The organism is Devosia sp. P3_B2 (genome assembly GCF_056402875.1).
In genome coordinates, this window is the sequence record NZ_JBFUGO010000012.1 from 1 (window position 1) to 16,887 (window position 16,887).

17 protein-coding genes are annotated in these 16,887 nt (G+C 65.5%); 10 read left to right on the forward strand and 7 right to left on the reverse strand.

Features of this window, described 5'->3' with window-relative positions; genetic code table 11:
* Window positions 1-338 precede the first annotated feature (338 nt).
* Entirely contained in the window at window positions 339-1,436 is a 1,098-nt protein-coding gene (locus AC1DV8_RS17760) for an ATP-dependent DNA helicase (RefSeq protein ID WP_477158353.1), read from the reverse strand.
* The gene (locus tag AC1DV8_RS17765) at window positions 1,436-2,122 is read right to left on the reverse strand and encodes a fumarylacetoacetate hydrolase family protein (protein ID WP_477158354.1); all 687 of its coding nucleotides are present in this window, start codon (window positions 2,120-2,122) and stop codon (window positions 1,436-1,438) included. The genes AC1DV8_RS17760 and AC1DV8_RS17765 overlap by 1 nt, the downstream gene beginning before the upstream one ends.
* A gap of 263 nt (window positions 2,123-2,385) precedes the next feature.
* Here AC1DV8_RS17765 and AC1DV8_RS17770 point away from each other — a divergent pair, with 263 nt between their 5' ends.
* Together AC1DV8_RS17770 and AC1DV8_RS17775 are read left to right on the forward strand one after the other, a co-directional pair.
* Entirely contained in the window at window positions 2,386-3,420 is a 1,035-nt protein-coding gene (locus AC1DV8_RS17770; RefSeq protein ID WP_477158355.1) for a proline racemase family protein, read from the forward strand.
* A complete protein-coding gene (locus AC1DV8_RS17775) occupies window positions 3,420-4,673 on the forward strand; it encodes an NAD(P)/FAD-dependent oxidoreductase (RefSeq protein WP_477158356.1) in 1,254 nt (417 codons plus the stop codon). The genes AC1DV8_RS17770 and AC1DV8_RS17775 overlap by 1 nt, the downstream gene beginning before the upstream one ends.
* Here the strand turns inward: AC1DV8_RS17775 and AC1DV8_RS17780 are convergent.
* Both AC1DV8_RS17780 and AC1DV8_RS17785 read right to left on the reverse strand, forming a co-directional pair.
* The gene (locus AC1DV8_RS17780) at window positions 4,670-4,978 is read right to left on the reverse strand and encodes a Dabb family protein (RefSeq protein ID WP_477151970.1); all 309 of its coding nucleotides are present in this window, start codon (window positions 4,976-4,978) and stop codon (window positions 4,670-4,672) included. The genes AC1DV8_RS17775 and AC1DV8_RS17780 overlap by 4 nt on opposite strands.
* Window positions 4,978-5,724, reverse strand: a complete 747-nt coding sequence (locus tag AC1DV8_RS17785) for an SDR family NAD(P)-dependent oxidoreductase (protein ID WP_477158357.1) — start codon at window positions 5,722-5,724, stop codon at window positions 4,978-4,980. Before AC1DV8_RS17785 ends, AC1DV8_RS17780 begins: the two co-directional genes overlap by 1 nt.
* Before the next feature lie 208 nt (window positions 5,725-5,932).
* Between AC1DV8_RS17785 and AC1DV8_RS17790 the strand changes: the two genes are divergently transcribed.
* Window positions 5,933-6,121 (forward strand): DUF4089 domain-containing protein, encoded by a 189-nt coding sequence (locus AC1DV8_RS17790; RefSeq protein ID WP_477151968.1) that lies wholly within the window; start codon window positions 5,933-5,935, stop codon window positions 6,119-6,121.
* Window positions 6,118-7,515: an AtzE family amidohydrolase gene (locus AC1DV8_RS17795; protein WP_477158358.1), complete on the forward strand. Its 1,398-nt coding sequence runs from the start codon at window positions 6,118-6,120 to the stop codon at window positions 7,513-7,515. The genes AC1DV8_RS17790 and AC1DV8_RS17795 overlap by 4 nt, the downstream gene beginning before the upstream one ends.
* A gap of 62 nt (window positions 7,516-7,577) precedes the next feature.
* Here AC1DV8_RS17795 and AC1DV8_RS17800 read toward each other — a convergent pair whose 3' ends face one another.
* Genes AC1DV8_RS17800 through AC1DV8_RS17810 form a run of 3 tightly spaced genes read right to left on the reverse strand, consistent with a single transcriptional unit; the run spans window position 7,578 to window position 10,294 of the window.
* The gene (locus AC1DV8_RS17800) at window positions 7,578-8,309 is read right to left on the reverse strand and encodes an SDR family oxidoreductase (protein WP_477158359.1); all 732 of its coding nucleotides are present in this window, start codon (window positions 8,307-8,309) and stop codon (window positions 7,578-7,580) included.
* A 28-nt stretch (window positions 8,310-8,337) separates the two neighbouring features.
* On the reverse strand, window positions 8,338-9,177 hold the full coding sequence (locus AC1DV8_RS17805; RefSeq protein ID WP_477158360.1) for a class I SAM-dependent methyltransferase: 840 nt from the start codon (window positions 9,175-9,177) through the stop codon (window positions 8,338-8,340).
* A gap of 10 nt (window positions 9,178-9,187) precedes the next feature.
* On the reverse strand, window positions 9,188-10,294 hold the full coding sequence (locus AC1DV8_RS17810) for a mandelate racemase/muconate lactonizing enzyme family protein (RefSeq protein ID WP_477158361.1): 1,107 nt from the start codon (window positions 10,292-10,294) through the stop codon (window positions 9,188-9,190).
* 118 nt (window positions 10,295-10,412) lie between these two features.
* Between AC1DV8_RS17810 and AC1DV8_RS17815 the strand changes: the two genes are divergently transcribed.
* The 6 genes from AC1DV8_RS17815 to AC1DV8_RS17840 all read left to right on the forward strand — a co-directional run bounded on the left by AC1DV8_RS17815 (window position 10,413) and on the right by AC1DV8_RS17840 (window position 16,884).
* Window positions 10,413-11,171, forward strand: a complete 759-nt coding sequence (locus AC1DV8_RS17815) for an IclR family transcriptional regulator (RefSeq protein WP_477151963.1) — start codon at window positions 10,413-10,415, stop codon at window positions 11,169-11,171.
* A 48-nt stretch (window positions 11,172-11,219) separates the two neighbouring features.
* Complete coding sequence (locus AC1DV8_RS17820; RefSeq protein ID WP_477151962.1) at window positions 11,220-11,549, forward strand: L-rhamnose mutarotase; 330 nt, start codon at window positions 11,220-11,222, stop codon at window positions 11,547-11,549.
* An 85-nt stretch (window positions 11,550-11,634) separates the two neighbouring features.
* Window positions 11,635-12,561 carry an ArsR/SmtB family transcription factor gene (locus AC1DV8_RS17825; RefSeq protein WP_477151961.1) on the forward strand — a complete coding sequence of 309 codons (927 nt, stop codon included), beginning with the start codon at window positions 11,635-11,637 and terminating at the stop codon, window positions 12,559-12,561.
* A 148-nt stretch (window positions 12,562-12,709) separates the two neighbouring features.
* On the forward strand, window positions 12,710-14,266 hold the full coding sequence (arfA, locus tag AC1DV8_RS17830; RefSeq protein WP_477151960.1) for an arabinosylfuranosidase ArfA: 1,557 nt from the start codon (window positions 12,710-12,712) through the stop codon (window positions 14,264-14,266).
* Between the two features lie 115 nt (window positions 14,267-14,381).
* Window positions 14,382-15,158: a hydroxypyruvate isomerase gene (gene hyi / locus AC1DV8_RS17835; protein WP_477158362.1), complete on the forward strand. Its 777-nt coding sequence runs from the start codon at window positions 14,382-14,384 to the stop codon at window positions 15,156-15,158.
* Between the two features lie 124 nt (window positions 15,159-15,282).
* Window positions 15,283-16,884, forward strand: a complete 1,602-nt coding sequence (locus AC1DV8_RS17840) for a beta strand repeat-containing protein (RefSeq protein WP_477158363.1) — start codon at window positions 15,283-15,285, stop codon at window positions 16,882-16,884.
* Window positions 16,885-16,887: the final 3 nt, after the last annotated feature.

Below are 16,887 nucleotides of genomic sequence, written 5' to 3' on the forward strand. Positions count from 1 at the left end.
ACGGAAACGGTGGACGGGTGCCCATAGCCGCGGCCGCCAGGGGACGGCTCCCCCAGCACCGAAGTCGCCCCACCGACCGTCCGTACGCGACCGCGCCCGTGTGGGTGACGGGGGCAGAATCGCATGGTGTAGGAGTGGGGGGATAAGTTGGGTGCAGATTTTCTTTGATGCGGCAGTTGTCTCCCTCCCCCGTTGCGGGGAGGGATCAAGGGTGGGGGGCGCAACACGCTCCGGCGGTGCGTGGGACGGGGTGTGGCGCTATCGCTTCGGCCGAGCAGAAGCGGTCGCAACCCGGGAAACGAAATACCGACAAGGTGTTACCGCAAAGTCGCAGCAGCCTAGCTGACGACAGTAATCTTCTCGCTGGCGCGGGTGACGCCGGTGTAGAGCCAGCGTTGCCGGTCCTCGCGGAAGACGTAGCTTTCGTCGAACAGGTAGACGTTGTCCCACTGGCTGCCCTGGGCTTTGTGCACAGTGAGGCAGTAGCCAAAGGTGAACTCGTCGTACTGGCGGCGTTCGGGCCAGCTCAGCTGATCTTCTTCGCCGGAAAAGAATGCGGCGTGGGTGACGACCTTGGCTTGGGTCACCTTGGCGCCGGTGACTTCGTCCGGATCGAGCGTCATCGAATAGCGGGCGTTGGAGCGCTTCTTGACTTCGGCGGCGGTCCAGATCTGGCCGTTGAGCAGCTTCTTGATCGGGTTGTTGCGCAGGCAGACGAGGCGGTCGCCGGAGACCGGTTCGTGCCGGGGCAGGTTCTTGATCTCGCGGATGCGGTCGTTGTAGGCGACGCGCGTCTTGTTGCGGCCGGCCAGCACCTGGTCGGCCTCCATCACCGCATCGCGGTCGACGTCGGAGCGCGGGATGACGAGGCTTTCGCCGTAGCGGCCGTGCTCGAGATAGCCGCCCTCGCGGATCTCCATCGACATGCGGATGATCGGATTGTCCGCCGCCTGCCGGTGGATTTCGGTGAGCATATAGTCGGGCTCGTCGGCGGTGAAGAAGCCGGCACCCTGCACCGGCGGGAGCTGGAACGGATCGCCCAGCACCAGCACCTTGGTGCCGAAGCTGAGGAGGTCGCGGCCGAGCTGCTCGTCGACCATCGAGACTTCATCGATGACGATGAGGTCGGCGGTCAGCGCCTCGCTCTCGGGGTCGAGCGCGAATTTCGGCTCGCCGTCCTTCTCCGACACCAAGGCGTAGATCAGCGAGTGGATGGTCGAGGCACCGCGGGCGCCATACTTGCGCATCACCATCGCCGCCTTGCCGGTAAAGGCGGCGTACTTCACCGACTTCACGCCTTGCGCAAGATGGCGGGCGAGCGTCGACTTGCCGGTGCCTGCCCAGCCGAACAGGCGGAAGACCTGTGGGCCGTCCTTCTCCTTCAGCCAGCGCGACACCGCCTGCAGCGCTTCATCCTGTTGCGGCGACCACTCCATCAGGCGATGCGCACCGTGACGGTTCCGATGCCTGCGATCGAGCCTTCGAGCAGGTCGCCTTTCGCTACGGCGGAGACGCCGGCCGGAGTGCCGGTGAAGATCAGGTCGCCGGGGAAGAGTTCGAAGTACTTCGACAATTCGGCGATCACGTGGGCGACGTCCCAGGTCATGTCGGCGATATCGGCCGACTGCCGGGTTTCGCCGTTGACGCGGAGTTCGATAGCACCTGTCAGGGGCGCAGCGATGCCCTTGGCCGGGACCAGCGTGCCGATGGGAGCCGAATGATCGAAGCCCTTTGCCACTTCCCAGGGTTTCGCACCCTTCTTGGCCCAGGCCTGCAGGTCGCGGCGGGTGAGGTCGATGCCGACGGCATAGCCCCAGACGTGGCTCATCGCATCGGCGACGGCGATGTTCTTGCCGCCGGTGCCGATGGCGGCGACCAGCTCGATCTCGTGGTGGTAGTTGTCGGTCTGCGGCGGATAGGGCGAATCCGCGCGGTTGATCACCAGCGCATCGGCGGGCTTGGAGAAGAAGAACGGTGGTTCCGCATGGGGGTCATGGCCCATTTCGCGCGCATGCTCGGCATAGTTACGGCCCACGCAATAGATGCGGCGCACCGGATAGAGGCCGCCACCGGCGACGGGGACGGCAGGCTGCGGCGGCGGCGCGATAACGTATTCGGACATCTCGTTTCCCATCTTCAGGCGCGCCACACTAATCGAATCGGCCGTGGGACAAAATGAGAACTTTGCGGCCGTTCACGATACTGTCGAAAGCTCGACGCCCGGGATCACGCGTTGTCAGATCGCGATGCCACTTGACTTGCCGACCGGCGCGCGTTCGGGTCCGGCCGCTACAAGGAGCCGCAGTGAATGCAGATTGTCGACAACTTGATTGCGGGGCGCGAGTGCTTTGCGCTAGGGCTAGCTGAGTAGAGACGGAGCGACGGATGCGCTGGCAGAGAACCGTGACCATGGTCGAGGCGCATGCCGAGGGCGAGGTCGGCCGCGTCGTCACCGGTGGGGTGATCGACGTGCCCGGCGCGACCATCGCCGACAAGCTGCGGCATATCAACGAGGTGGACGACAGCCTCCGCCGCTTCCTGGTGTTCGAGCCGCGTGGCGCCGCGGCGATGAGCACCAACCTGATCTTTCCGCCCACCCGGCCGGATGCCGATATCGGCTTCCTCGTGCTGCAGGGTGACAAGGCGCACGCGATGAGCGGCTCGAACTCGATCTGCCTCACCACGGTGCTGCTCGAGACCGGCATGCTGCCGATGACCGAGCCCGAGACCATTGTGCGGATCGACACCGCCTCCGGGTTGGTCACGGCGCGCGCGCACTGCCGCAACGGTAAGTGCGAGCGGGTGACGCTGACCATGAACCCGTCTTTCGCCTACGATCTCGATGTGGTGGTCGAGGTCGAGGGGCTGGGCAAAGTGAAGGTCGATATCGGCTATGGCGGCATCTTCTATGGGCTGATCGACGCCGCGCAGCTGGGCCTCGAAATTCGGCCGGATATGGCGAAGCGCCTCGTCGAGGCTGGCACGGCGGTACATCGCGCCATCAACCAGAAGCTCGATATCCGGCATCCGGAGATCGAGGCGATCCGCGGCATCTCCTACACCATGTTCACCGGCCGCAATGCTGCGGGCGAACTGAAGGGCGCCACCATCCTGCCGCCCGGCCGCATTGACCGCTCGCCCTGCGGCACCGGCAATTCAGCGCGCCTTGCGGTGGCGGCGGCGCGCGGCGAAGCGAAGCTCGGCGACAAGTTCACCGCGCGCTCGATCATCGACTCGACCTTCGAGGTCTCCTATTCCGCCGACGCGAGCGTCGCGGGCCGGTCGGCGATCATCCCGACCATTGCGGGGCGTGGCTGGATCCACGGTATCCACCAGGTGGGCTGGGATCCGTCCGACCCTTATCCGCATGGCTACTCCGTGGCCGACACCTGGGGCGACGCGTTCGATCTGTTGAACTGATGAAACCACTCGCTCAAGGCTCGACCATTGCCGTCATCGGCGGCGGCATCATCGGCTCCAGCGCCGCCTATGTGCTCAACGAGCGCGGCTATCGCGTCACGCTCTACGATCGGGCGGAGCCCGGACGCACCGGGCCAAGCTTCGGCAACGCTGGACATGTTGTCGGCTCCGGCATTTTCCCGCTGGCAGAACCGGGCATCGCGCTCACCGGCCTGCGGATGCTCGCCGATCCCGAGGGGGCACTGAAGGTGCCGCCGGCTTATCTCGGCAAGATCACCCCGTGGCTCTGGCGCTTCTGGCGCGCCAGCTATGGCGATGCCTACGAGCGCGGCATTCAGGCGCTGATCGGCATGAACCGCGGCGCGGTCGAGGACACCGAGGCGCTGTGGGGCCGGGCAGGCATCGGCCACATGCTGAAGCGGGTGCCGGCGCTCTACCTCTATGAGAGCGAAGCCAGCTGGAACGCCTCGCGCTCGCACTGGAAGCGGCGGATCGCCGAGGGTTTTGCCTCGCACTTCGTCGACGGGGCAGCGATCCGCGAGCTCGAGCCGCACCTTGCGCCAATCTTCCCGCGCGGCGTGCTGTCGGACGACTGGGCCATCGTCACCGATCCATTCGAGGTGGTGACCGGCCTGTTCGAGGCTGGGCTGGCGCGCGGTATCACGCACCAGCGCGTCGAGGTGACAGCGGTCGCGCCGGCGGGCGAGGGCGTCGAGCTGGTCGCGGATGGTCGCGCAACACCGTTCGACGCAGCGCTGATTGCCGCCGGTGTCTGGTCTCGGCCGCTGGCCGATGGGCTGGACGAGCACCTGCCGGTGGAGGCCGAACGCGGCTACAACCTGACCTTCCCCGGGCGGCAGGCGGCCATCAACCGGCCGCTGGTGCTGAGCGACCGCGGCGTCGTGGCAACCTCGTTGACCCCAGGCCTGCGGCTCGGCGGCTGGACCGAACTGGGCGGCACTGAGCTGCCGCCGAACCCTTCGCGCTGGAAGAAAATGGCCGAGATCGCCGGCGCGGTGCTGCCCGAACTCGCCGGGGCAGAGGCCAACCCGTGGATGGGGCATCGGCCGTCAGTGCCGGATTCGGTGCCAGTGATCTCGCGCTCCGGCAGGCACCCGAACGTGTTCTATGCTGTCGGGCACGGCCATTACGGGCTGAGCCAGTCGGCCAAGACCGCCATCATGATCGGCGAACTCGTCGCCGAAGCCGCGGACGAGCGCTATGCGGCGCATTCGATCACGCGGTTCGCCTAGACCTCGATGTCGAACACCAACAGGCCGTCGCGACCGCCTTCGAGGGCGGCTACCAGCCGCGCGCCAGCCTCCTTGTGCTTGCCGTCGGCTAGGTAGGCATCGCGCGCCGCCACGTCCGGGAAATCCATGGTGAAGCCGTCGACGAAGCCCTGGTGCAGGCCCTCGGGCGAGATATTCGGCCCGTAGCTCATGGCATCGAGCTCGAGATGCTCGCCGAGCGCCGCGAGCTGTTCATAGATGCCCCGCTTCTCGGCGTCAGGAACGTCGGCGCGAAACTTGACGAAGACACAGTGCCGGATGGTCATCAGTAGGTCGTCCTTCCGCCGCTGAGGTCGAACACCGAGGCAGTGGTGAAGCTGTTCTCCTTGCTCACCAGCCAAGCAACCATGTTGGCGAGCTCGTCCACCTCGAGGAAGCGGCCGCGCGGGATGCGGCTCAGCATGTACTCGATGAATTCCTTGCTGACGTCCTTGAGGATCGCCGTGTTGGCAACTGCCGGGGTGATGGCGTTGACCGCGATGTCGTACTTGGCGACTTCCTTGCCCAGCGCCTTCACCAGCCCGAGCACGCCGGATTTCGAGGCGGCATAGGCGGCAGCGTTGGGGTTGCCTTCCTTGCCGGCGACCGACGAGATGTTGACGATGCGGCCGTAATTGCGGGCCTTCATCGAGGGGATGACGACGCGGTTGACGTAGAACGTGCCGTTGAGGTTGACCTCGATGACCCTGCGCCATTCGTCGAGCCCATATTCGTCGAGCGGCGCGTTCTTGCCGGCGATGCCCGCCGAGTTGAGGAGGATCGAGACCGGCCCGACCTCGCTCTCCACCGCGGCATGCGCGGCGGCGAGCCCATCATAATCGGTGACGTCGACGGTCTTGCTGGAGGCGCCGGCACCGAGCAGACCGACCGCAACCTTCAACGCTTCGGCGTCGCGGTCCCAGAGGCTGACCTTGGCGCCGGAGGCGATGAAACGCTTGGCGCAGGCAAGGCCGAAGCCGGAGGCGCCGCCGGTGATCACGGCCACCTGCCCGTTCAGATCGATCTGATTCACTTGGGTTCCCTCGTTGCCGGTTTCCCGGCCGTTTCCTCGTAACGAGAGCTAACATGTCAGTTGTGGTGAAACCAGTCATTCGCGCTCGCGTCAGTGCGACGATCAAGATGATTGCCGCGCAAGGTGCTGTCGTGTGAGGATTATTTCCGGCCGGCATTTCGAGAGCGGGGGGCCGCTCTCGGCTGGTCGATTTGAGGCGTCACGCGACATGGCCTACAAACCCTTCGATGCCGATGCGCTGATCGATGCTGCGGCGCCGCTGCTGCAACTGCGGATCGCCCCCGAGCATCGTGCCGGCATCAAGCTGAACCTGAAGACCGCATCGAAGATGGCGGCGCTGGTCGAGCAGGTAAAGCTCGATGACGACGCCGAACCCGCGCCGGTCTATCGCCCATGAAGGCCACCGCCGGCGCCGCCGAAATTGCCGAGGCCGTAAAGAGCGGCGCCACAACGGCACGTGCCGTGACCGAGGCGGCGCTAGCCCGCATCGAAAAGCACAACCCGATGCTCGGCGCCTTTACCGACGTAACAGCGGCGCGGGCGCTGGAGCAGGCCGAACTGATCGACGGCAAGATCAGGAACGCCATGGACCCCGGCCCACTCGCCGGTGTGCCGTTCGCGGTCAAGAACCTGTTCGACATCGAGGGCGTGGTGACGCGCGCCGGCTCGAAGATCAACCGCGACAACCCGCCAGCGACGCGCGACGCGACGTTGATCACTCGCATGGAGGCGGCGGGCGCCGTGCTACTCGGCGGGCTCAACATGGGCGAGTATGCCTATGACTTCACCGGCGAGAACGTCCACGACGGCCCGTCGCGCAACCCACACGCGCTGGACCGGATGTCGGGTGGATCCTCGGGCGGTTCGGCGAGCGCGGTGGCCGGCGGGCTGGTGCCGCTGAGCCTGGGCTCGGATACCAATGGCTCGATCCGCGTGCCGTCCTCGCTCTGCGGGCTGTTCGGGCTGAAGCCGACCTATGGTCGGCTGAGCCGGGCGCACAGCTTTCCTTTCGTCGCCAGCCTCGATCATCTCGGCCCATTCGGCCGTTCGACCCGCGACCTGGCGCTGGCCTATGACGTGATGCAGGGGTTCGACGAGGCCGATCCGGCGCAATCGAAGCGGGCGAACGAACCGACGGTGGCGCGGTTGAAGAACCCGCTTCCGGGGCTCCGTATCGCCGTGGCCGGCGACTACTTCCTCGGCTCCAGCGAGGCGCAGGCGCATGTGCAGAAGGTGGCGAAGGCGCTCGAGGTGACCAAGACCGTCACCCTGCCCGACGCCCAGGCGGCACGAGCAGCGGCGTTCATCATCACCATGGCGGAAGGCGCGGCGCTGCATCTCGACCGGCTCCGGCAACGGCCGGACGACTTCGACCCCGAGGTGCGCGATCGCCTGCTCGCCGGCGCCATGCTGCCGGCGGTGTGGGTGGAGCGGGCGCAAAAGCTGCGCCGGGTGTTCCGCGAGAAGGTGCTGCGGCTGTTCGACGGCGTCGATGCCATCCTCGCGCCCTCCACGCCGATGAAGGCACCGCTGCTCGGCCAGAAGACCGCGATGTTCGGCGGCGTCGAGCTGCCGGTGCGGCCCAACATGGGCATCTTCACCCAGCCGATCTCCTTCATCGGCCTGCCGGTGGTTTCGGTGCCAGTGTGGCTCGATGGCGCGGACCTGCCGCTCGGCGTGCAGGTGATCGCGGCCCCTTGGCGCGAGGACGTCTGCCTCAGGATCGCCCATCAGCTGGAAACCGCCGGAGTGTGCCGGGCTCCTGTCGCCAAGGGCTTTGACGACGACTGACGGATGCGAAAACGCCGCGACCCCAAGGCCGCGGCGCTTGATCATTACACGTTATGGGACGCTTACGCGGTCCAGCCGCCATCGATGATGTGGGTCTGGCCGGTAGTGTAGGTCGCGCCAGCAAGGTAGACGGCGAGGTCGGCGACCTCTTCCGGCTGGGCGATGCGGCCGATCGGCTGGCGGGCGATGAAGGCTTTCTTGGCTGCCTCGAAATCCCCGGTGGCGTGCCAGCGCTCATGCAGCGACGGCGAATCCACAGTGCCGGGGCAGATGGCGTTCACCCGGATGCCCTTGGCGGTGTAGTCGGCGGCGATCGACTTGGTGAGCCCGACCACTGCCGCCTTCGAGATGGTGTAGGCGGCGCGGTTGGGGACGCCCTTCACCGACGAGGCAACGGTCGCCATGTTGATGATGCAGCCATCGGCGCGTTCCAGCATCTGCGGCAGCACGGCCTTGATGGCGCGGATCTGCGCCCAGACGTTGAGATCGAAGGCGAACTCGAGGTCCTTGTCCTGCATCTCCATGACATTGCCCGAGTGCACCACACCGGCGCAGTTGAACAGGATATCGATGTGGCCGATCTCGGCCACGGCCTTGTTCACTTCTTCAGTGCTGAGCACGTTGAGAACGCGGGTGGTGACACCCGGGGTGCCGTCGAGCTCTTTCAGCTTGGCGGCATTGACGTCGGTGGCGATGACCTTGGCGCCGGCCTTGACGAAGGCATGCACCGAAGCGAGGCCGATGCCCTGCGCTGCGGCGGTGATGAGGACGATCTTGCCGCTGATGTCGGCCATGGGGTTGCTCCAGTTCTTGCTTGTTGTCTCAGGCAGCGAGGTGCGCGTCCGGCGCGTGCCTAGCGGTGTAGATGGCGGTGGTCATGTTGCGTTCGACGCGGCCATCGAATTGCGTGGCTGCGATCTCGAAGAGGCCGTCGAGAAGGCGCACCCGTTCGAGCGCAGGCAGCGCCGTCACGTTGGAATAGGTGGAGTAGAGCGCGCGTACCCCTCCGGGGTCGAGGGCGTGCGTCCAGCGCAGGAACTGCGGCTCGTCTGCAACGAACCCTGCCGCGTCAAAATCTGCGAGACGGGCGTCGGCGTCGCTGGCGAACGAAAGTCTGCCCGAACCATTACCCGCGCTGACGCGGTGTCCTTCGAACAGGTGTGCTGTGGCCTCGTGGAACGGATCAGGACGGCCGGCGTCGCCAAAGTCGTTCCAGATCAGCGCCACGGCGCCATCATCTCGCAGCATGTCGCTGATGCCTTTGAGCGCCGGAACGGGGTCGAGCCAATGGAACGCGGTCGCGCTGATCACTAGGTCGAAGGACGCGGGCCGCAGTTCCACATCCTCGAATGTCTCGTCGATCACCGTGAGGCGTGGATCGTCGGCGGCCTTGGTGAGAAAGCCGGCGAGGCGACGATCCGGCTCGATCGCCACCAGCCGCGCCGGATCATGTGCCAGCAGCGGCAGTGTCGCGAGGCCGGTGCCGGCGCCAATCTCGAGAATATCGATGCCGGCACGCAGGCCGGCCCCCTGCACGAGCGCCTCCCACGTCGCCTGCGGATAGGGCGGCCGGGCGCTGTGATAGTTCGCGGGGTCGGCGCCGAACGCTTCCCTGCCGAAGCTCCGCTCTAGGCTGGCTGGCTCGCTTCCAACAATCGGCACGGCGGCGCTCCTAGAGATGGATCGAATGCGAGCCTTCGACGGTCATCCGCTCGATGGCGTCCAGGTCCCATGCGATGCCGAGGCCCGGCTTCGAAGACGGGATCGCCTTACCATCCCGGATGGTCATCCGTTCAGTCGTCAATTCGTCTAGCTGCGGAATGTACTCGACCCAGCGGCCATTGGGGATGGCGGCACAGAGCCCGACATGCAGCTCCATGAGGAAATGCGGGCAGACGGCGATGTTGAAGGCCTCGGCCATGTGGGCGACCTTCAGCCACGGCGTGATGCCGCCGATGCGACCGACATCGACCTGAACGATCGAGCAGGCGTGGCGCTCGAGATACTCGCGGAAATGCATCGCCGAATAGAGGCTCTCGCCCACCGCGATCGGGATCGACGTATGGTCGACCAGCCGCGCGTGGCCAGAAATGTCCTCGGCGGTCAGCGGCTCCTCGAACCAGCCGATATCCAGCGGTTCGTAGGCGCGTGCCCGGCGGATCGCCTCGTCGACATTGAAGCGCTGGTTGGCGTCGGTGAAGATTTCGAAACCGGGCCCCACCGCCTCGCGCACCGCGGAGATACGCCGCACGTCCTCGTGGATCGGCCGCCCCACCTTCAGCTTGCAGCCGCCAAATCCGTCGGCCTTGGCGCGCAGCGCATCCTCGATCAGGGCTGCTTCCTCGAGATGCAGCCACCCGCCCTCGGTGGTGTAGAGTGGGATGGCATCCTGTGCGCCGCCGGCAAGGATGTGCAACGGCAGCCCGAGTCTCCGCGCCTTCAAATCCCAAAGCGCCGTATCGATCGCAGCCAGTGCGATGGAGGTGATGGCGCCCGTGGTGGTGGCGTGGGTGAGGAAGAGCAGGTCGCGCCAGATCCTTTCGATCTCCAGCGCCTCGCGGCCAACGATTGCGGGGACCAGCGTGCGCTTCAGCAGCTCAATGACCGAATGCCCGCCGGTGCCGATCGTGTAGCTATAGCCGGTGCCGGTGACCCCGTCGCTGTCCGTGATCCGGACCATCGGGGTTTCCTGCGAAACGAAGGACTGGATGGCGTCGACCCGCTTCACCTTGGGGACGAGGTCGACCATCTGCACTTCGACCCGCGCGATCCGCGCCATGGTTCCCTCCAGCAGTCTCGCGCACCGGCTGAATCCGGCTTGTTGTGCATATGTGAAAAGACTATTCGTGAGTAAGCACGAGGGGTTTGCGGCGTCAATCGCGCCGAACGGAGGGGGCATGGTTCAGGTCGAAGATCTGGAGAAGTACCGCGCGCCCGCCCTCGACAAGGGCCTCGATATCCTCGAACTGCTGGCGGCCACCGAAGAAAGCCTCAGCCAGGCCGAGATCGCCAAGGCGCTCGACCGGTCGCCCAACGAGATCTATCGCATGCTTGACCGGCTGGTGCATCGCGGCTTCGTCCGCCGCACCCCGGCCGATCGCTACGAGGTGACGCTGAAGCTGTTCGAGCTTGCCCACGCGCGGCCACCGCTGCAGCGGCTGCTGAGCCAGGCCATGCCGGTGATGCGCCGCTTCGCCCGCGATGCCGAGCAGGCCTGCCATCTCGCCACCTACGATCGCGGCAACCTGGTGGTGGCGGCGCAGGTCGACGGGCCGGGCTACTGGAATGTGTCGGTGCGAGTCGGCTCGCGCATCAGCCTGATCAATACCGGTTCGGGGCACGTGCTTCTCGCCTTCGCTGCTGCCGACGAGCGGCGCCTGATGCTCGACGAGCAGGACCAGCCGGAGCAACTGACCCCGGCCCTGGAGGAGCGCCTGACGCGGGTGCGTCAGCAAGGGTTCGAGAACATGCAGAGCCTGCAGATCGCGGGCGTGAACAACCTCTCCGTGCCGATCCTCGGGCCGATGGGCCGGGTGCTCGCGGTGTTCACCTGCCCCTATTCGGAGCGGCTCGACGTCAAGACCGCGCCCAGTGGCGACGTAGTGCTGCAGATGCTGATCGCCAGCGGCCAGGAGATTTCGCAACGCCGCGGGTGATCAATAAGCGGCACCTGCCGCACGGCATATTTGAGGAGGATATTGCAAATGAAGCGTTATGGGGCGGTGCTGGGGCTGAAGCCCGAGGCGGTAGCCGACTATGTGCGGGTGCATGCCGCGGTGTGGCCGGATGTGCTGAAGCAGATCAGGAACTCCAACATCCGCAACTACTCGATCTTCCTGAAGCAGCCGGAAAACCTGCTGTTCTCGTATTTCGAGTATGTCGGCACCGACTACGAGGCCGACATGGCGGCGATGGCTGCCGACCCGGTGACCCAGGAGTGGTGGTCGGTCTGCATGCCGATGCAGCAGCCACTCGAGACCCGCAAGGACGGCGAATGGTGGGCCTCGGTGGACGAGGTGTTCCACACCGATTGAGCCGGCACCGGCAGCAGCCCATCGTTTGACTGTACCGAACTTCCTGATACAAACGCCCTCTGCGTTTTTGGGGGCGCCACGACTCATGAGCCGCAACTTCCTGCTTATCGACCCTGAGGAGAGGCCCGAGGTGCTGAAGGCGCTGGCCTCCGAAGTGCGCGTGGCCATCCTCAAGCTCCTCCACATCGAAGGGGCGATGAACGTCAATGACATCGCCGCCAAGCTCCAGCAGCCGCAATCGACGGTCAGCTCGAACATGCAGACGCTGGTCGAGGCCGGGCTGGTGCGCACCGAGACCCAGAAGGCACGCAAGGGCAACCAGAAGATCTGCCACAGCCTGTTCGACGAAGTGCTGGTGATGTTCAAGGAAGACATCCGCCCGCTCAAGGCCAATGTCATCGAAGTGGCGATGCCGCTGGGGCTCTATACCAGCTGCGAAGTCTCGGCGCCGTGCGGGTTGTGCTCCACCGAGGGGATCATCGGGCTGCTCGACGTGCCCGACACTTTCCTCGACCCCGAGCGCATGAAAACCGGGCTGATCTGGTTTACCCGCGGCTATGTCGAGTACCAGTTCCCCAACAATGCAAGGCTGGCGCAGCAGAAGATCAACTCGATGGAGTTTTCCATCGAACTGAGCTCCGAGGTGCCGGGCACCAGCGCCGACTGGCCATCGGACATCACCGTCGGGGTCAACGGCCAGGACATCGGCACGTGGACCTCGCCCGGCGATTTCGGCGACAAGCGTGGCGTCTACACCCCGGATTGGTGGAAGCTGAAGGGCAGCCAGTACGGCAAGCTGAAGAGCTTCCGCGTCAACGGCTCGGGCACCTATGTCGATGGCATGAAGATCTCGCCGGTGTCGCTGAAGGACCTCGATCTCGATACCCACCACTCGATCCGGCTCAGGATCGGGGTGAAGGAGGATGCCAAGCACCCGGGCGGCATCAACATCTTCGGCCGTGGCTTCGGCAACTACGATCAGGACATCGTGCTCCGGATCGAGACCGAATAGCAGGCTTTCGACTGGCCTAAACCGGCCCAAAGTCCACGCCTGGACCATGAACTTCTGCCGGTGGCTCTGCCCCCTTGACGCGTCGCCGTCGGTTCCATATCAAGCTAGACGATATAAATCACCAAAACGGGTGACATAGGAGGAGCCGATGCGGGCGACGGTCACGGCGCACAAGGACTACACCATTTCGAAGATCGACGATCGCGTCTATGGCGCGTTCCTCGAACACCTCGGGCGCGCCATCTACACCGGCATCTACGAGCCCGGCCACGAGACCGCCGACAAGAACGGCATGCGTGGCGACGTCGCCCAGCTGGTGCGCGAGCTGAAGGTGCCGATGGTCCGCTATCCGGGTGGCAACTTCGTTTCGGCCTATAACTGGGAAGACGGTGTCGGCCCGCGCGAGCAGCGCCCGACCCGCCTCGATCTCGCCTGGCACACCTCGGACAGCAACGCCGTGGGCGTCCACGAATTCGCCGACTGGTGCGACCTCGTCGACACCGAGATGATGCTCGCCATCAACCTCGGCTCGCGCGGCCTCGACGACGCCCGCAACTTCCTCGAATACGTCAACGGCCCGACCGGTTCGTACTGGGGGGACCTCCGCAAGAAGAACGGCCGCGCCGACCCGTTCAACGTCAAGCTCTGGTGCCTCGGCAACGAGATGGACGGCCCCTGGCAGGTCGGCCACAAGACCGCGCACGAGTACGGCCGGCTGGCCAATGAAGTCGCCAAGACCATGCGCGCCTTCGACAAGAAGCTCGAGCTGATCGTCTGCGGTTCGTCCCACGCCAACATGCCGACCTATCCCGATTGGGAACGCGAGGTGCTCGAGCACACCTACGACAACGTCGACCATATCTCGCTGCATATGTACTTCGCCAACCGCGAGAACGAGCAGGCCCTGCTCGACGGCGCCGGCCCGGACGTGCTGGCCAAGAACAGCGCCAACTACCTGGCGCTCAACGAAAAGCTCGACGGCTACATCGCGACGGTCGCCTCGACCATCAACTTCGTGAAGGCGAAGAAGCGTTCGAAGCACAACGTCTATATCAGCTTCGACGAGTGGAACGTCTGGTACCACTCCAACAAGCAGGACCGCGTCATCCTCGACGGCAATGGCGGCTGGCCGCATGCGCCGCGCCTGCTCGAAGACATCTATAACTTCGAGGACGTGCTGCAGGTCGGCCTGATCCTCAACACCTTCATCCGCCGTTCCGACGTGGTGAAGCTCGCCTGTATTGCGCAGCTGGTGAACGTGATCGCGCCGATCATGACCGACCCCAAAGGGCAGGCCTGGCGGCAGACCATCTACTACCCCTACTACTTCGCCTCGGTGTTCGGCCGTGGCACGACGCTGCAGCTCAATGTTAAGTCGCCCGGCTACGACTCCGTGCATGGCGACAATATCGGCTATGTCGACGTCTCGGGCGTCCACAACGAGGAAGACGGCACCATCAGCTTCTTCGCGGTGAACCGCCACGCCACGGAATCGATCGATGTGGACCTGAGCCTCGAAGGCTTCGGCGCTGCGACCGTGATCGACCACCAGGTGATGACCCACGAGAATCTGCGCGCGGTGAACACCGCGACCGCCCAGACCAACGTCGCCCCGGCCAAGGGTTCGGGCGCCAAGGTCGACGGCAAGACGTTGAGCGTGAAGCTGGCGCCCTACTCGTACCAGATGATCCGCGTGAAGGTCTGACCCGACCCGGCTTTTGGTCTAGCTTTTCTGGGGGTCCTCCCGGAAAATGTCCTCCGACGCGCTCTCCCGGCGCGCCGGAGGGCGGCAATTTCGCGGGCCCGTCGAGGTGCCGCGTTTGCCGAAATTCTCCGCCAACCTGTCGTTCCTCTATCCCGAGCTGCCGTTCCTCGACCGCTTTGCCGCGGCCGCGGCTGATGGCTTTCGGGCGGTGGAATATGCGGTGCCTTATGTGGCGGAGGCAGAGGAACTGGCGGCGTTGCTCGCCGCGCACGGCCTCGAACAGGCGCTGTTCAACATGCCGGCGGGTGACTGGGACGGTGGCGAGCGGGGCATCGCCTGCCATCCGGATCGGGTGGACGAGTTTCGTGCTGGTGTCGACGTGGCGCTCAGCTATGCGCGGGTGCTCGGCTGCCCCAGGGTGAACTGCCTTGCCGGGATTGCGCCGGCGGGCGTGCCGACTGACATGCTGGAGGTGACCTTCGTCGCGAACCTAAGGTACGCGGCGCCACGCTTTGCCGAGGCCGGGGTGAACCTGCTGATCGAGCCGATCAACACGCGGGACATTCCGGACTTCTATCTCTCCACCGCGCGCCACGCGGAGCGGGTGCTGGATGCGGTGGGTTCGAACAACCTGTTGATCCAGTACGACATCTACCACCAGCAGGTGACGGCCGGCGACCTGGTGCCGACCTTTGAGAGGCTCAAGCACCGGATCGGCCACATCCAGATCGCCGATACGCCCGGCCGGCATGAGCCGGGCACCGGCGAGATCAACTATGGCTTCGTGCTCTCCGAGCTCGACCGTCTGGGCTATGGCGGCTGGGTCGGCTGCGAGTACCGCCCACTGGCCGGGACCAGCGAGGGGCTCGGGTGGATGACGCCCTACCGCTGAACCATGTCCCGAGTTGCCCCGGCCTAGCCCCCGAGTTGCCCCCTCCTGCCCCGAGTGACCAGCTACGACGCGGGCGGCGGCCCTCCTAGTCTCGACCCGGTTGGCCGGACGTGGGTAGCTGGGGATGCATCAGTCGAAGGGGGCAGCGCGGCGCGCGTTCGCCGTGGCGATCGCGATTGAGCTGTCGCTTGGAGTGGCGTTGGCGCCGGTGCGGGCGGCCGACGTCGACATCGCCGCCAATGTCACGACCGGGGTGAACCTCAACCTCTATGCCGGCACGACCGTCGACATCCTCTCCGGCGTGTCGGTCAGCGGCGCGCCGGCCGTCGGCGGGACCGGAACCTGGACGCTCAGCAACAATGGCAGCGTCAGCGGACAGATCAAGCTCGACGGCGCCGGCTCCAGCGTCACCAATCTGGGCACGCTCACCGGCGGCAACTCCATCACCTTGGTCGGCGGCGGCACGGTGGTCAACGCGCAGGGCGCGACGATAAATGCCACCAGCAGCGCCATCAGCATCGGCAAGTTCCCGAGCGGGGGGAACCCGGGAGTCGGTCCCGGTATCGTGACCAACTCCGGCACCATCACCCAGGTCGTTTCCGGCGGCGACCTGGTGCTGCTGCAGTTCGGTGGCTCCGTCGCCAATACGGCGACCGGCGTCATCACCGGCAACAGCGCCGGCAACGCAGTGTCGATTGGGCAGGGCACCGAGCGCACCGTCATCAACTCGGGCAGCATCATCAACACCCGGCTCACCGGCTTCTCGACCGGCGTATTCGTGCAGGGCGGACCGAGCACCATCACCAACACGGCCGGCGCGGTCATCAAGGGCGGCTACAACGGCGTCTATGCCAGCGCCACCGCGATCCTGACCTTCACCAATGCCGGGACCATCCAGTCGACCGGCAGCAACGCCAACTCCAAGGCCGTGGAGGCGACCGGCGGCGGCACCTTCCTCAATTCAGGCACCATCAAGTCGGCGGCGGGCGATGGACTCTATCTCGCCCGCGCGGGGACAGTGACCAATTCGGGCACCATCACCGGTGCGCTCAACGCCATCAATTTCAGCGGCAACTATGCCCGGACCCTCAACCTCGACACCGGTTCGGTGCTGAATGGGCTGGTGCAGGGCGGCACCGGCACGGACAACCTGGTGCTGCTGGGCAGCGGCAGCGAGAGCCTCGCGAAATTCCTCAGTTTCGAGACGTTCTCGATGCAGGGCGGCGCCTGGAGCATCAGCAATGCCGGTGCCTTCACCACCAGTGCCGAGGTGCAGGCGGGCGTGCTGAACGTGCAGGGTACGCTGACCAGCCCGAGCATCGACATTCGCGCCTTGGGGACGGTGAAGGGCATGGGGACGCTGGTCGGCGCGGTGAAGAATGCCGGCACAATGGACCTGACGGCTGGCACGGTCAACGTTACCGGCACCTATGGCAACGAGGGCGGCAGCACCTTCAGGGTCGGAGTCACCCCGGCGGCCGTTGCCGGGAAGCTCGCCGTTTCAGGCGTCGCGACGCTGAGCGGCGGCACGGTGAGCGTCACCACCGGTTCCGGCTCCTACGCACTCGGCAGCGGCTATCAGATCCTCACCGCTGGGGGCGTTGCGGGCGGCTTCACCGCCGTGGTCGACGACTCCGCCTTCCTCGAATTCGTGCTCGATTACGACACACCCGGCGAGGTGTGGTTGCGCGTTTCGGCGATCACGAACCTCCCCGCGATCGCCTAAACG

Coding starts and splice junctions, on each gene's coding strand:
- AC1DV8_RS17760 (WP_477158353.1), bottom strand. CDS start 1,436: ATGGAGTGGTCGCCGCAACAGGATGAAGCGCTGCAGGCGGTGTCGCGC.
- AC1DV8_RS17765 (WP_477158354.1), bottom strand. CDS start 2,122: ATGTCCGAATACGTTATCGCGCCGCCGCCGCAGCCTGCCGTCCCCGTC.
- AC1DV8_RS17770 (WP_477158355.1), top strand. CDS start 2,386: ATGCGCTGGCAGAGAACCGTGACCATGGTCGAGGCGCATGCCGAGGGC.
- AC1DV8_RS17775 (WP_477158356.1), top strand. CDS start 3,420: ATGAAACCACTCGCTCAAGGCTCGACCATTGCCGTCATCGGCGGCGGC.
- AC1DV8_RS17780 (WP_477151970.1), bottom strand. CDS start 4,978: ATGACCATCCGGCACTGTGTCTTCGTCAAGTTTCGCGCCGACGTTCCT.
- AC1DV8_RS17790 (WP_477151968.1), top strand. CDS start 5,933: ATGGCCTACAAACCCTTCGATGCCGATGCGCTGATCGATGCTGCGGCG.
- AC1DV8_RS17795 (WP_477158358.1), top strand. CDS start 6,118: ATGAAGGCCACCGCCGGCGCCGCCGAAATTGCCGAGGCCGTAAAGAGC.
- AC1DV8_RS17800 (WP_477158359.1), bottom strand. CDS start 8,309: ATGGCCGACATCAGCGGCAAGATCGTCCTCATCACCGCCGCAGCGCAG.
- AC1DV8_RS17810 (WP_477158361.1), bottom strand. CDS start 10,294: ATGGCGCGGATCGCGCGGGTCGAAGTGCAGATGGTCGACCTCGTCCCC.
- AC1DV8_RS17815 (WP_477151963.1), top strand. CDS start 10,413: ATGGTTCAGGTCGAAGATCTGGAGAAGTACCGCGCGCCCGCCCTCGAC.
- AC1DV8_RS17820 (WP_477151962.1), top strand. CDS start 11,220: ATGAAGCGTTATGGGGCGGTGCTGGGGCTGAAGCCCGAGGCGGTAGCC.
- AC1DV8_RS17825 (WP_477151961.1), top strand. CDS start 11,635: ATGAGCCGCAACTTCCTGCTTATCGACCCTGAGGAGAGGCCCGAGGTG.
- arfA (WP_477151960.1), top strand. CDS start 12,710: ATGCGGGCGACGGTCACGGCGCACAAGGACTACACCATTTCGAAGATC.
- AC1DV8_RS17840 (WP_477158363.1), top strand. CDS start 15,283: ATGCATCAGTCGAAGGGGGCAGCGCGGCGCGCGTTCGCCGTGGCGATC.